Annotated in this window: 16 protein-coding genes; 3 read left to right on the forward strand and 13 right to left on the reverse strand. The window is 37.3% G+C overall.

The window, feature by feature from the left end; all coding sequences use genetic code 11:
• Nucleotides 1-16: 16 nt before the first annotated feature.
• From BMSHG_RS11015 to BMSHG_RS11030, 4 genes are all read right to left on the reverse strand, one after another.
• Nucleotides 17-802: a DUF92 domain-containing protein gene (locus BMSHG_RS11015; protein WP_019154506.1), complete on the reverse strand. Its 786-nt coding sequence runs from the start codon at nt 800-802 to the stop codon at nt 17-19.
• On the reverse strand, nt 795-1,367 hold the full coding sequence (locus BMSHG_RS11020) for a 5-formyltetrahydrofolate cyclo-ligase (RefSeq protein ID WP_087946632.1): 573 nt from the start codon (nt 1,365-1,367) through the stop codon (nt 795-797). Before BMSHG_RS11020 ends, BMSHG_RS11015 begins: the two co-directional genes overlap by 8 nt.
• 51 nt (nt 1,368-1,418) lie before the next feature.
• Complete coding sequence (gene rpmG, locus BMSHG_RS11025; protein ID WP_019154508.1) at nt 1,419-1,568, reverse strand: 50S ribosomal protein L33; 150 nt, start codon at nt 1,566-1,568, stop codon at nt 1,419-1,421.
• 98 nt (nt 1,569-1,666) lie between these two features.
• Nucleotides 1,667-2,290, reverse strand: a complete 624-nt coding sequence (locus BMSHG_RS11030) for a hypothetical protein (protein WP_019154509.1) — start codon at nt 2,288-2,290, stop codon at nt 1,667-1,669.
• 308 nt (nt 2,291-2,598) lie between these two features.
• On the opposite strand from BMSHG_RS11030, the gene BMSHG_RS11035 reads away from it, so the two are divergent.
• Together BMSHG_RS11035 and BMSHG_RS27110 are read left to right on the forward strand one after the other, a co-directional pair.
• A complete protein-coding gene (locus BMSHG_RS11035) occupies nt 2,599-2,973 on the forward strand; it encodes a hypothetical protein (RefSeq protein WP_019154510.1) in 375 nt (124 codons plus the stop codon).
• Nucleotides 2,970-3,446: a hypothetical protein gene (locus BMSHG_RS27110; RefSeq protein WP_019154511.1), complete on the forward strand. Its 477-nt coding sequence runs from the start codon at nt 2,970-2,972 to the stop codon at nt 3,444-3,446. The genes BMSHG_RS11035 and BMSHG_RS27110 overlap by 4 nt, the downstream gene beginning before the upstream one ends.
• Before the next feature lie 85 nt (nt 3,447-3,531).
• On the opposite strand, the gene phoU is transcribed toward BMSHG_RS27110, so the two are convergent.
• From phoU to sodA, 8 genes are all read right to left on the reverse strand, one after another.
• Nucleotides 3,532-4,191 (reverse strand): phosphate signaling complex protein PhoU, encoded by a 660-nt coding sequence (gene phoU, locus BMSHG_RS11045; RefSeq protein WP_019154512.1) that lies wholly within the window; start codon nt 4,189-4,191, stop codon nt 3,532-3,534.
• 24 nt (nt 4,192-4,215) lie between these two features.
• Nucleotides 4,216-5,049: a phosphate ABC transporter ATP-binding protein PstB gene (pstB, locus tag BMSHG_RS11050; protein WP_026073420.1), complete on the reverse strand. Its 834-nt coding sequence runs from the start codon at nt 5,047-5,049 to the stop codon at nt 4,216-4,218.
• Nucleotides 5,050-5,066: 17 nt separating this feature from the next.
• Complete coding sequence (gene pstA / locus BMSHG_RS11055; RefSeq protein ID WP_019154514.1) at nt 5,067-5,951, reverse strand: phosphate ABC transporter permease PstA; 885 nt, start codon at nt 5,949-5,951, stop codon at nt 5,067-5,069.
• Between the two features lie 2 nt (nt 5,952-5,953).
• Nucleotides 5,954-6,859 (reverse strand): phosphate ABC transporter permease subunit PstC, encoded by a 906-nt coding sequence (gene pstC, locus BMSHG_RS11060; protein ID WP_051030929.1) that lies wholly within the window; start codon nt 6,857-6,859, stop codon nt 5,954-5,956.
• 134 nt (nt 6,860-6,993) lie between these two features.
• Nucleotides 6,994-8,013, reverse strand: a complete 1,020-nt coding sequence (locus tag BMSHG_RS11065; protein ID WP_019154516.1) for a PstS family phosphate ABC transporter substrate-binding protein — start codon at nt 8,011-8,013, stop codon at nt 6,994-6,996.
• Nucleotides 8,014-8,235: 222 nt separating this feature from the next.
• On the reverse strand, nt 8,236-10,395 hold the full coding sequence (locus BMSHG_RS11070) for a peptidoglycan D,D-transpeptidase FtsI family protein (protein WP_019154517.1): 2,160 nt from the start codon (nt 10,393-10,395) through the stop codon (nt 8,236-8,238).
• A gap of 145 nt (nt 10,396-10,540) precedes the next feature.
• Nucleotides 10,541-11,752, reverse strand: coding sequence for an MFS transporter (locus BMSHG_RS11075; protein ID WP_019154518.1), 1,212 nt, complete (start codon nt 11,750-11,752; stop codon nt 10,541-10,543).
• Between the two features lie 116 nt (nt 11,753-11,868).
• Nucleotides 11,869-12,477 carry a superoxide dismutase SodA gene (sodA, locus tag BMSHG_RS11080; protein ID WP_019154519.1) on the reverse strand — a complete coding sequence of 203 codons (609 nt, stop codon included), beginning with the start codon at nt 12,475-12,477 and terminating at the stop codon, nt 11,869-11,871.
• 399 nt (nt 12,478-12,876) lie between these two features.
• Here sodA and BMSHG_RS11085 point away from each other — a divergent pair, with 399 nt between their 5' ends.
• The gene (locus BMSHG_RS11085; protein ID WP_019154520.1) at nt 12,877-13,572 is read left to right on the forward strand and encodes a Crp/Fnr family transcriptional regulator; all 696 of its coding nucleotides are present in this window, start codon (nt 12,877-12,879) and stop codon (nt 13,570-13,572) included.
• A gap of 51 nt (nt 13,573-13,623) precedes the next feature.
• Here BMSHG_RS11085 and BMSHG_RS11090 read toward each other — a convergent pair whose 3' ends face one another.
• Nucleotides 13,624-14,106: a DUF456 domain-containing protein gene (locus tag BMSHG_RS11090; protein ID WP_019154521.1), complete on the reverse strand. Its 483-nt coding sequence runs from the start codon at nt 14,104-14,106 to the stop codon at nt 13,624-13,626.
• Nucleotides 14,107-14,114 lie beyond the last annotated feature (8 nt).

Here is a 14,114-nt window from a genome sequence, read left to right on the forward strand (position 1 = left end):
AAAACCTCCTCATAAATTATGTAATCGAAAGATAAACAACACTCCCTATAAGCGCTGCTATCAAACTTGATAATAAATTTACGATATCATTGTTAAGGAAAGAGAAGCCTCTAATCTTTTCAGTATTTTGACCACAATGATGCATCTTCTCTGTTTCCAGTAAGCAACGATTACATCGATAGGTGGCTTGATAAAAAGCCCCTAGCCCTGTGTCGATTAGATTTCCAAGAAAACCAAAGAGAAAGACAAAGATCACCAACTCCATCGCAGCATCAAACAAAATGAACAAGGCTACTGCAATTAGCGCCGCTCCTCCCACCCCTGCTGCTGTACCGAGCATACTGATTGCACCGGAAGTACCCTTCGGAACCCTTTTAAAGGTTCGGATACTAATTGGTGGTTTCTTGCTAAGTGTCCCGATTTCAGATGCCCACGTATCCGAATTGGAGCTAGCAATTAAGATACAAAAAGCCACCATAAAAACCGGTTCGTCTGTTAAATAATAAAGAAAACTAGCTACTGCCGCTACTCCACCATTTGCGACGACTTGAAGCCAATCTCTTCTGGAGCCCTTTTCTAATCTTTCCTCCACCTGTTCTTTTTGACTCTTTTTATACTTAGACCAATAACTGGAGCTCGTAAAAAATAGCCCTAAAAGAATGAGACCTTCTAAATGTAATCCTAACACCGTTAGTATACCAACAATCGCTGCCGCAATACTCCCCGAAAGGGTCAAAAAACGAAATCGAAAGCCTAAGTAAACACAAATAATTAATATAATCAGATAAAAGAAGCTATCCATTGATCTCGATAATCTCCTCTGCCATCACAATTTTGTCGACTGGAATATCATGACTTTCGATCGGGAGAACCTTAAGCAATTGCGAAGGAAATGCTAATGCCAACTTTTCCCCTTTGTAATCTTCTAAATAACGGTCATAATATCCACCACCAAAGCCAAGACGATACCCTTCTTTCGTAAATGCTAATCCAGGGACAATTAATAAATCGATCTGTTCTTTTTCAACTTCTATTGTTTTCTCGATAATTGGTTCAGATAGACCAAAATACACCGTTTCTAACTGAGCGAAATCTGTCAATGTACGAAAATGCATCGTTCTTTCTTTTGGGTCGCATTTCGCTACAACAACTTGTTTATCGCTCTCCCAAGCTTTTCTGATCATTTCATATGTATCCACTTCAGGAACTCTAGAAACCGTAATGCCCACTGTTTTCGCCTCTATCCAGGCCGAATCAGAAAACAAATTTTGCGCAATTTTGTATGAAAGCTGTTCATACTCATACTTTGTCATTTTTTTCAATTTCTCTTGCAACGACTTTCGTAACTCTTTTTTCTCCCTCATAATTGCACTCCCAACGTATAATAAAAAAACAGTAGGAAATAGATTCCCACTGTTTTACTTTGTTTCGCGATGTGTTGTGCTTTTTTTGTCTCTTGGGCAATATTTTTTTAGCTCAAGACGATCTGGATTGTTGCGTTTGTTCTTTTTAGAAATATAGTTACGCTCTCCACATTCAGTGCAAGCTAAAGTAATGTTTACACGCATGAATTTCCCTCCAAACTACTGCTAACTATTGTTTCACATACGACTTTTCTATAATATCACTTTTTCCGAGGAAATGCTAGTGCGTTTTTACTTCTCTTTCACATTAACTGCAAAGCTCTTTTCATCGCTTGATTTAAATGTAATGCTTCTCTTTTATTTTCACCGTTCACTAACCATGATGTCGCCTTACAAGTATCATGTGCCTCTACATTTCCTTCAAGTGAAAAAATACTCACCATCATCCCCTTTGCCATTGGCTGATATTGTAGGATTCCATTTTCTAACGACTGCCAAATATTTTCTGTATTCCCCTTCCATAGAGGTTGAACGGTCATTTGGTCCATCATCTTCCCTTGGCAATACCCATTCACTAAATAGACCGATGGATTCATAATATGAAAAATCGATTTTTCCACTGGTGAAACAAAGGTAAGTATTTCTCTCGTTACCTCCGCATAGTGATGCATAAAAAATACTTTAATATTCCTTTTATAATCCCCATGATTTTTTATGAACACCTCATGGATTTTCGTTTTTGAATGAATGGATCGTTCTTTTACATAAACAAATATATTTTCTTCTGAAATAAATTTCTCTCGACTATCACGCATCCAATAGATTTTTCCATTGATCCAAATACCTGGTGTTGCGATTAAACCATTTTTCACAACATTTTCACGTTCTGTACGGGTTATATTACTAAGAGTGATATTTGCTTCCATTTCTTCCCCTTCTCATCAAAAAATTTTTGTATTGCCTTTCACCTATATGTGGCTCTTCTTTATTAACTGATTTGTCTTACTATTTATGTTAGCACTGATATCAGAAGGCCACAATAAACGCATTTTGTCGTATTTTGTTTTCATTTAGAAGATGACAGCGACTCGATTCCATTCTACAAACTTCTTGCAAATAACCAATATTCTACAACGTTCGTGATTTCAATCGAAAAACGTCGACTATAATGGTAAAATGTTCTTCAGACGACTAGTCATCAACATCAAATTACGATCTATAGAGGTGAGAAATTATGGAATATATCGTCCCCATCTTGCTTGGAGTTTCTATTTTGCTTTTTATCATTTCGTTTTTTATAAAAGATCCATATAAAGATTTAAAAAATGAACTTGATCAATTTTCCATGCAGCAAATACAAGAAATATACCAGTTGAAAAGAAAAATCAAAATTTTAGAGGAAGAACTATTAATCGATGATCGTGAGTTTCAAGCATCTTCCACTCCACAGCAGGCTCAAAAAAAAGAGATTCACGCCATTATTAAAAACCAAGTTTGGACACTAGCTCAACAAGGGGTATCGATCGACCAAATTGCGGTACAGTCATCATTATCCATCGATGATGTTCAAACGATCATTCGTGAATTTTCAGGTAGGGATGACATATGACTAAGAATACAATACGGGCATTTGCACTAGGAATCATTTTGGCAGTTGCACTACTCCAATTCACAGTACTAAAACAGGAATCAGATATTTCTCTTCATGACGCCAAAGAAAAATTGACAGAAGAAGGTTTCGTTATTCTTACAAACGAGGAATTTACCAACTTAGAAGCAGTTGCTGAAGAAAAAGAACTTGTTGAGGAAGAAAAAACAAAACCGAATGTTAATGAGGAAGAAAAGCTAGAGGAGTCTCCCACAGAAGAAACAGCGGCGTTTACATTAGTTATTGAAGAAAATATGAGCACAAAAAAAATCGCAAACATTTTAGCAGGAGAAAAAATCATTGATGATGCGACAGAATTCGAACAATTTTTGATCGACCATGATTATCATACTAAAGTACAAATTGGAAACTTTGAACTTAATAGTGACATGGATTACGAAGAAATCAGCAAAATAATCACAAAAAACAAGTAAAAAGTTTCGGCCATACAAAAACACGAAACTGACCAAGAAGAAAGAGGGTGTTCTAAAAAACGATTAGAACACCCTCTTTGTTATTTCATGCATTCAAATCATAATGTCTACCTTTTACAAGGTAAAAGATACTTTCTGCAATATTTGTCACGTGATCAGCGGAACGCTCTAAATATCGACAAATAAAGGATAATTGTGTCATTTGCGGAATGTTCTCCGGATAAGAATGATTAAGTTCCAGAAGTTCACGAATGGTTGAACCATATAATTCATCCACCTCATCATCCATATCTGCTACTTTTTTAGCTTTAACCACGTCTTCTTCTCCAAAAGCTTGCAGTGAAAGCTCGAGCATTTCCGTCGTAATATTGTACATTTTCTTTACTTGTTGGAGAGACTGCACATGTTCTTCATTCCCAATACGAATTGTTGATTTTGCTATATTAACGGCAAAATCAGCAATCCTTTCAATATCCGTTGCAATTTTAATCGCAACAATGATACGACGTAAATCAATCGCAACAGGCGCCTGCTTGGCAATTAAGAGAATGGCGAAATCATTGATTTCCTCGTATAAAGCATCCGCTTCTGAATCATCATCAATGACTTTTAACGCCATTTCAATATTACATGTTTCTAATGCCTCAATTGACTTTTTTAAGGCCACACTTGCTAATTCTCCAAGCTCTAAAAGCTTTGCTTGCAAATCATTCAAATCGAGTTGAAATTGTTCTCTTACAACCATGTCATTCTACATCCTCTCCAATAATTATCCAAAACGACCTGTAATATAATCTTCTGTTCGCTTATCAGAAGGATTAGAGAAAATTTTATTTGTGCCATCAAATTCAATAACTTCACCATTTAAAAAGAAAGCTGTTTTATCAGAAATACGAGCTGCCTGTTGCATATTATGCGTGACAATGATAATACTGAAATCCTTTTTCAACTCTTGCACAAGTTCTTCAATTTTTAATGTAGAGATTGGATCAAGTGCTGAAGTCGGCTCATCCATTAAAATAACGTCTGGCTCAATCGCTAAACAACGAGCAATACAAATACGTTGCTGTTGCCCACCAGATAATCCGTACGCGTTCTCATGTAGTCTGTCTTTGACCTCATCCCAAATGGCCGCACCGCGCAAGCTTTTTTCTACAATCTCATCTAGCACCTTTTTATTACGAATCCCGTGAATTTTTGGTCCATAAGCAATATTTTCATAAATTGATTTTGGAAATGGATTTGGCTTTTGAAATACCATTCCAACACGAGTCCGTAAATCTTCAACCTTATAAGATTTATCTAAAATGCTTTTTTCACGGTACAAAATATCTCCTGAAATTTTCACGACAGGGATTAATTCAACCATACGATTCAATGTTTTAATAAAAGTGGATTTTCCACAACCAGACGGTCCAATAATAGCCGTCACTTCATTTTCCACAATATCCAGATTAATACTTTTTAACGCATGATCCTCACCGTACCAAAGGTTAAGATCCTTTGTTTGAAAAGCAATTTTTTTATCCACTTGAACAGGCTCGGAGTTTCCAATGTTCGCTGCACTCACAAAGCTTTTCTTCGATTTTGTCATCACTGCCATACTTTTCATTCCCTTCATCAGTATCTCTTCTGATATTTATTCCGAATAAAGATTGCGACTGAATTCATTAAAAATAATATGAATAATAAAACGATAATCGAGCCCGCTGCTAAGTTAATATATTCAGCAACTAATGCAGCATCGATCGTCCAATAATAAATCTGCATAGGCATGACTGTGAATCGATCAAATATTCCATCTGGTAATGGAATGATCAGCGCTGGAATCCCTAATACAACTAATGGTGCCGTTTCTCCAATTGCCCTAGATAATGCAAGGATGATTCCTGTTAAAATCCCTGGGATCGCTGCTGGTAAAACGACATTTTTGATCGTTTGCCACTTGGTTGCCCCCATTCCGTATGAGGCGTCCCGTAAATATTGAGGAACGGCGCGTATGGCTTCTTGGGCACTGACGACGACAATCGGAAGTACTAACAATGCCATTGTCAATCCACCGGCTAAAACAACTGAACCTAAGCCGAGACCCCTTACAAACACAGTCAACCCTAGTAATCCGAAAACAATTGATGGTACACCAGCAAGATTGGATATATTTGTTTGGATAAAGGATTGAAAACGACCCTTCTTCGCAAATTCTTCAAGATAAATCGCTGTGCCAACCCCAAGAAAGAAAGTGACTGGCGCAACAACAATCATGAGCCAAAGAGTACCTGTAATCGCTCCAAGAATTCCTGCTTTCTCGGGATCCGTTGAAAGTTTATTGGTTAAAAAGTCAAAATCAATCCAGCCAATACTATCCTTAAAAACACGATAAATAAGGATAACGAGTACGACTAACCCGACTAAAGTGGCAAGGAAAAATAAGCGTTTCGCAAACTGATTCAAAAGTAAGCGTGAACCTAATTTTTTCTGGATTTGTCCTGAGTCAAAATATTTCATTTTTAGTATTCCTCCCTAAATTTACGAGAGATATATTGGGCAATTAGGTTCATCACAAGGGTGAAGACGAATAGCGTCATCGCAACCGCATAAAGACTATAATAAAGTGTAGATCCAGCTGGCGCATCACCGCCGGTTACCTCTACAATATAAGCGGTCATCGTTTGCATAGACTGCGTAAGGTCAAAGGTAAAGTTCTTTGAGCTTCCACTTGCAATTGTGACAATCATGGTTTCTCCAATTGCACGAGAAATAGCAAGAACGAATGATGCCACGATCCCAGAAATGGCTGCAGGAACGATGACTTTCCACGTCACTTCTAGTTTCGTAGAGCCTAATGCAAGAGCACCTTCCCTCATGGAATTCGGAACTGCACCAAGGGCATCTTCCGATAGTGATGCCACCATTGGGATGATCATAATTCCCATAACAATACCTGGACTCAAAATATTTGTTGGTTCTAAACCTGGTATTAAAGATCTTAAGATAGGAGTAACAAATGTAAGCGCAAAAAAGCCGTATACAATTGTCGGAATTCCTGCAAGGATTTCCAAAATCGGCTTTACAACCTTCCGTACTTTCTCTGATGCATATTCACTTAAATAAACGGCAGTCATTAAGCCAATCGGTATTGCAACAACCATTGCGATCGCAGAGGAAATTAATGTACCTGTAAGTAGTGGGAGGACACCAAATTGTGCGTTCTGCCCTAGAGGCTTTAATATCGTACCTGTAAAAAATTCGACAAACGAAATCTCTCTGAAAAATGCAATTGTTTCAGATAAAAGCGTAACTAAAATGCCCAAAGTAGTTAGAATCGATATGATTGCAATAACGAGCAATGCTTTGGGAATCATTTTTTCTACAATATTTGTTAAAGATGCTGATTTTTTATTTTCTTCGATCATCTTTCTTACTTGACCAATCGACTTTTCCAACGTAACTTGCCCCTTCCGAAAAAATTGACCCTATTTATATACAAGAAGGCATATATAAAACTCGAAAGACGAGAGGGGATTTCCCCACTCATCTTTCAAGTTCATTATTTCAATCCATTTAATACATCAAGAGATGCCTGAACTTCATCATCTGTTAATGGGGCAAATCCTGTTTCTGATGCTACTGTTTGAGCATTTTCAACTGCATAGATTGCATAGTCTAGAACTTGTGGCTTTTCTTTTGCCATATTAACATTCAAGTATGTGAATACTGGACGTGTGAACGGGCTATAAGCAAAGTCTTCGCTTTCACCAATTGTCTCTAAGCTTGGTTCAACAGGACCATCGCCAAAGTCTACACTCACTGCTTGAAGCTTATCTTTGTTACTGTCATAGTATCCATATCCGAAGAACGCAATCGCATTTTTATCTTTTGATACTAGGTCAACTAGAATGGAATATTCCTGTTGAAGATTTGTATCAGCGTCGATATCTTGCTCTTCAAGAATTGTTTCCCAGAAGAATTCGTAAGTTCCATGATTTTCGTTTGGACCCATTTTTGAAATTGGCTCATCTGGAAAATCAGGACGAACATCAGACCAATTTTTGATTCCTTCACTATCTAAGAAGATTTTAATAAGCTCATCTCTTGTTAACTCTTTCGCCCAATCATTTTCTGGGTTAATAACAAAAGTTAATCCGTCTAAAGCGACTTTAATTTCTTGAACTTCAATTCCTAATTCATCAGCTGTTGCTTTTTCTTCATCTTTGATTTGACGAGAGGCATCATTGAAATCTGTTCCGCCTTCTTCAACTAAGAATTTTTTAAATCCTGCAGAAGTACCAGCACGACCTACTTCTACTGAAACACCTTCTTGTTCGTTGGTCATATAGTTCTCAGCCATTTTTGCCATGAATGGGTAAACTGTACCAGAACCATCTATCACAACGCTACCTTCTAATTCAGTTTCTGCTTCTGCTGGCTCTTCAGTTTGAGGCTCGTTTCCAGTATTACTGTCATTACCTTCTGTTTCTTCAGCACTATCTGTGCCACCACATGCTGCAGCAACGGCGATTAGCGCTGCTAGGATTAAAAATAAACCTAGTTTTTTAAGACTTTTCATTTCTTTAATTCCCCCTAAGAGTGTTGGTGGTTTTGTCCTACGTGTATTAGAATAACGCTTAACTGTAAAAGGGATTTTAATGAAATGTAAAGGTTGTGTAAATATGCGGTAAATGTAGGTAAAAGTCGAATTTTTGGGACACACTATTTGTTTACCCTGCATATGAATAATAAGTTTAAAAGTAAAAAACTGCCCTTCCAACATGGAAAGGCAGTAAAAAGTTTATTCCTCTTCAGTTTCTTCTTGCTCATCGTTCATCTCATCATTTTCAACAACAGAATGATTGTTTAGCTTTGCTTCTTCTCTTGTTTTCTTTAATTCGAAGTAAGCATCTAATGCTTTACGCCCAATCTGTGTATTAGCAGAGTGGCCGCCGCTTCTGCCCTGATAGGCCCATGGGACAACAACAGCGATCGCAACCTCTGGGTTCTTATGTGGCGCATAGCCAACAAAGCTTAAATTCATAACTTCAGGCGGAACCTCAAATCTACTTCTTTCAGGTCCATCGTAAAAGCCTTGAGCAGTTCCGGTCTTACCTGCTGGGGAATAAGAAGCGGTGCGGAACTTCCCATAGGCCGTACCTTCTGGATGCTGGGTAACTTGACGGAAGCCTTCATGGATAATATCCATCCAACCATCCTCAAGGTTAATGCGATTAAGAACAGTAGGTTTTATTTCTTCTATTACTGGACCAAGTTCATTTGTTTCCATTAACGGAGCCCGAATCTCTTTTACCATACGTGGTTGAATTCGATTTCCTCCGTTTGCAATCGTTGACACGTATTGTGCTAATTGCAATGGTGTGTAAGTGTCATACTGACCTATGGATAAAAAGAGTAATAGTCCAGGATCTTTTAAAGGACCTTCATAGCCCGTTGATTCATTCGGCAAATCAATTCCTGTCCTTGTGCCAAGACCAAATTGGGCAAACGAATCTCGAATCGTATCAAATGCTTTCGTATTAATTGGTAATGGTTTTTCGTATTGATATCTACCTTCACCGATCTCAATTGCCGTCTTAAACATATAAACGTTGGATGATACTCTAAGTGCACGAATATCATTGACGTTACCAAAATTTTTCCATGAACTCATTTCTGGTGTTTGAGCAATTTTCAACGGTTCATCATAAAAGACTGTCCCAGGTTTAATGGCACCAGTTTGATAACCAGTTAAGATCGTCGCTCCCTTAACGGTTGAACCGACATTGTAGGAGGTTGAAATATTTCCTAACGCAAAATCCTTCATTTCGGTTTTTCCGGTCTCCGAGTTTTTCCCAATCTGCTTGCCAGCCATTGTCAAAACATCGCCCGTATTCGGATCCATCATTACGACAAATGCACGATCCAGCAATTCCGTTCTTGCTGTTTTCTTTGCATCCCTTAATTCTTCTTCAATAATGGATTCCACAGCAAGCTGTAAATCCATATCAATCGTTAATACGAGGTCTTTTCCTCTTTGGCCTTCCGATATAACCTCAGTTTCAATAACCTTCCCTGATTTATCGGTAATATTTTTCACCTTTGCTTTTTGACCGTGCAAAACATCTTCATATTGCTTTTCAATGTAACTTATCCCAACTCGATCATTACGGTTATAATCTCTTGCTAAATAATAATCAAGCTCTTCCTTTGGAATTCCTTTGTCTGAATCCGTAACGTTTCCTAATACAGTCCTTAGTGTATTGCCAAAAACATAGGAACGTTCCCAATCTGTTGTCGTATCAACACCAGGGAGATATTGTAAATTCTCACTTACTAGAGCAAATTCAGTTTGTGTCACATCTTCATTTTTAACAATTTGTGGTGTCAAAGCATAACCGCTGCTGAAAGCGCGATATATCGCTAAGATTTCTAAATCTTGAGCTGATAATTCGTTAAGTTCCTCATCTGTAATTCGCTCAAGTTGAAGATTATATGCTGCTTTATTATATTCTTTCGTATCAAGCTCTTCTTTTAATTTTTCATGTTCTTCTTCAGACACTTTATCTGCAGCCCGTGCCGGGTTTTTGGTTATCCAATAATCTTTTTTATCTCTCTCTTGGACCTTTTCAGGCTTAAGCTCGATTAATTTTGCTAATCGTTCGGCAACCTCAAGCATTTCACTTTGGCTCGCTCCAAAATTAGTGTAAGTAATAGCGTTTTTTGGAGTATTATCAACAATTACCTTTCCGTTTGTATCATACATTTTTCCTCTTGGAACAGGGTTATTGACTGTAATATCCTCTGTTCTTTCAATTTCACGCTTATAGTCATCTCCATAAACGATTTGAACAACTCCAAGGCGTAGAATTAAAACAGAAAATAGAAAAAACACGACAAAAAACAATAAATTCAAACGGACGGGTATGATTTTCTTTTTCTTTTTTTCATTTTGTACCATTCAGCAAACCTTCTTCCTAGTTGCAACATAACCTTTTTCATTGTAAAGGAAACGACCTCAAATTTCTATTAGTATGCAACAAAAAGATTCATCTTCTTCGATAAAAAACCATTTTAAAAAGGAAAGGGCTCCCCCTCTCCTTTTTCTATGTTAGCTTGACTTTTCGAATGAATAAATAGATCAATGTGTGTCCCGCTCCGAGCAAAAGCAACAGAATAGGGATCACTTTGTCTGGATCATACAATGATATTCCAATGATAAACAAGATTATCGACAAAACCCGACCAGCATTTAAAAAGATTTCCTTTACGACAATATACTCAATTCTCATCTCTGCAGCTTTCCATCCGCTACCGATGACATCGTACGTCATCGACATATATGGCACAAGCAAAAGTGGATAGGCGATCGCAATCACGCCAGCGTAAATAAGAAGACGTACATAAGTTGGATCAAAGACAATGAGAAAGATGGATAAGTATAAAATGATTCCTCCAGTCAAGATCGCTTTTTTCCTCATTTCTTTTTTGATCGACCTAGAAACGAGGTAGTAAGCCACAAATGCAACTCCTGAATTAATTAAACCAAAAGTTCCTAAGGACAATTCACTACCTGTAGCGATAAAAACAAAAACGGAGATAATGAACGCAAAAGTACCCTCGCGAAGACCTTGAAAAAAATGGGCATTGTTAATGAGCTTCCAATTCTTGTTATGTTTTCTTTCCTGTAGGATTCGAACAAAGTAATATTTCCCTTTTGCTGGTCTTCTTTTCAGCGAAAAACTTAAGAATACAGCTAAGGAAAACAATCCAAGTGATATTCCAAACACGATTGAATAACCAATGAATTTCTCCATTTTAGAAATGATGAAACCAGCAGCAATAGGACCGATCATCCCACCCACCGACGATAAGATGCCTAAAAAGCCATTAAAAAAATCTCTTGTCTCCGGTTCAGTAATTTCAAAAGTGAGTACATTATAAGCCAGCCAGTAAAACCCGTAGCCTATCCCTAATAAGGCACCAAGTAGAAGTAAATACTTGGATGCATTCGTCCCAATCATTAAAACGGTCAAATAAAAGAGGGCTAAAAAAATGACACCGATCCGAAGCACAATCACTCTGTCAATTTTCTTAGCCCACCTACCAGCAAGAATAAACGTAATTGGCTGTAATACGACGACAGCTAAATTGTACATCCCTAGATCTCGAAATTCACCAGATTGTTTCCATAAATAAATATTTACAAACGTATTAGACAGAGCAATGCTAAGGGAGTATAATCCCCCAATCATTAGTAGCAAAGATAAATCTCTTGTTAGTTCCACATCACCAAGCAGTTTATTTTTTTTACTCATTAAATTCTCCCCTTTATATCTAAGGGGTAGTTTCTAACAAACAGACTATGATTATGCACAATTAAGTCGATCAAAAAAAGCAGAAGGAAGAATCCCTCTGCTTTTACCTAGTTAAATTATTTTGCAGCGCTGTAACGCTTTGCCACTTCATCCCAGTTAACTACATTCCAAAATGCACCGATGTAGTCAGGACGACGGTTTTGATAGTTTAAATAGTAAGCATGCTCCCAGACATCAAGACCTAAAACAGGAGTCTTACCTTCCATTAAAGGAGAATCTTGGTTTGGTGTGCTTGTTACTTCTAACTCACCATTATTCACTACTAACCAAGCCCAGCCTGAACCGAAACGGGTTGTAGCCGCTTTAGCGAACTCTGCCTTAAAATGATCAAAGCTTCCAAATTTAGCGGTAATCGCATCAGCTAATTCTCCTGCTGGAGCGCCACCGCCATTTGGTGAAAGAATTGTCCAGAATAGAGAGTGGTTAGCATGTCCACCACCATTATTGCGTACAGCAGTACGAGCAGCCTCTGGAACCGCATCAAGATTCGCTACAACTTCTTCAACTGATTTCGATAGCAATTCTTCATTTCCTTCTAAAGCAGCATTTAAGTTCGTTACATATGTGTTGTGATGCTTTGTGTGGTGAATATTCATCGTCTCTTTGTCGATATGTGGTTCTAGTGCATCGTAAGCGTAAGGTAATTGTGGTAATTCAAAAGCCATTGTTAATTCCTCCCTATGTAATATAAAATAGTTTAGAAATATTCTTATTCTAACTAAGAAATATTTCCAATGTTCTAAGTTAAGATTACCAAAGTCAAAAATTCCTTTCAAACAAATTGACTTGGGTAACATAACTATTATTTCCTATCCACTTGATTATATTCCACATTCATTTTCTATTTCCTTCTATTAGTTGTAAGTTTTTATCACAAAGTTCAATAAATTGTCAAGAGTTGATAATTCCTTACATATCAACGTTTTCAGTGATAAACACCGTAACAATAGAGATTTCTAGTGTTCAACGATATTGACAGTCATGCGATATTTTTCTAAAGTCAAAAGTGAAGAATATCACAATTGATTTAAACAAAATGAAAATTTGAAAATTGGAGTGAGATCATGAAAGAGTCCACTATCTCTCTATATAGCCTCCTCATACAAGAATTTATTGATAAAGAAACGATCCAAAAGTATAAAGCAGGAACGATTTTATTCAACGAAAGAGATTCCGTTGATCATATTTTCATATTGTTGCGAGGGAGTGTAGCACTTGGCCGCGTTCATATGAAAGGGAAAGAATTCATTTTGAAAATCTTATCTGGCGAAGAATTGATTATCGAATACCAGTTATTCAAACCGCAAGCGAAATACCATTTTTATGCGAAGACATTTACCGATTGTGAAATGCTAATGATTAAACGAGCTGATTTCGAAGAATTCGTTCATAGTAATCAGCTTGTCTTAAATGCATTATCCTCATGGTTAAGCACACGATATTTAAAAGCGCAAATGAAATGTCAAGATTTAATGATGAATGGGAAAAAGGGTGGCCTCTACTCCATTCTCATCCGCTTATGTAATAGTTACGGGGTGATGACGGATGAAGGAATCCTCATCGATTTACCTCTCACACATCAAGAACTAGCTAATTTCACTTATGGCACAAGAGAAGTGATTCAAAGGATGTTAAAGGATCTCCGTGAAAAAGATGTCATTTCGTACAATCAACAAAAGTTAACCATTAAAAATATTAGCTATTTAAAAGAAAGTGTCGATTGTCAGAACTGTCCTTATGAAATTTGTGGAATAAACTAAGCATAATTGACCAGATATGAAAGGCATTTTGCCCATATCTGGTTTTTTCCTTTATGTCACGATGACAAAGAAATAAATGATCATTAACGCTTGAATTAAGCCCTTCGTAACAACACTGCTTATAAAGCCTATGACAGAGCCAAATCCAATGGTAATCCCCTCTTTAAATCCTTTTTTATTGACGATCCATTCAGCAAGTACCGCCCCTAGAAAAGGACCAATGATAATTCCGAGAAAAGGAATTACAAAGGGACCTACTAATATCCCAATGGTACTTCCCCAAATTCCAGCTTTCGATCCACCGTATTTTTTTATCCCCAGCAAATTTGCGACAAAGTCAGCGACAAATAATAAGATGATCAGTAACCCTTGCACAACCCAGAAGAACCAATTAAATGGTTCAAAGCTGAAAAATAATCCGTATAAAATGTATCCTCCCAGTATAAAGAGAACGCTTGGAACGATCGGATAAATTAATCCTATAAAAGAAATCACGAACAACGCAATAATCATGGTCCAAAATAATATCTCCATAGTTCAAC

The organism is Robertmurraya massiliosenegalensis JC6 (assembly GCF_000311725.1).
GTDB lineage: Bacteria > Bacillota > Bacilli > Bacillales > Cytobacillaceae > Robertmurraya > Robertmurraya massiliosenegalensis.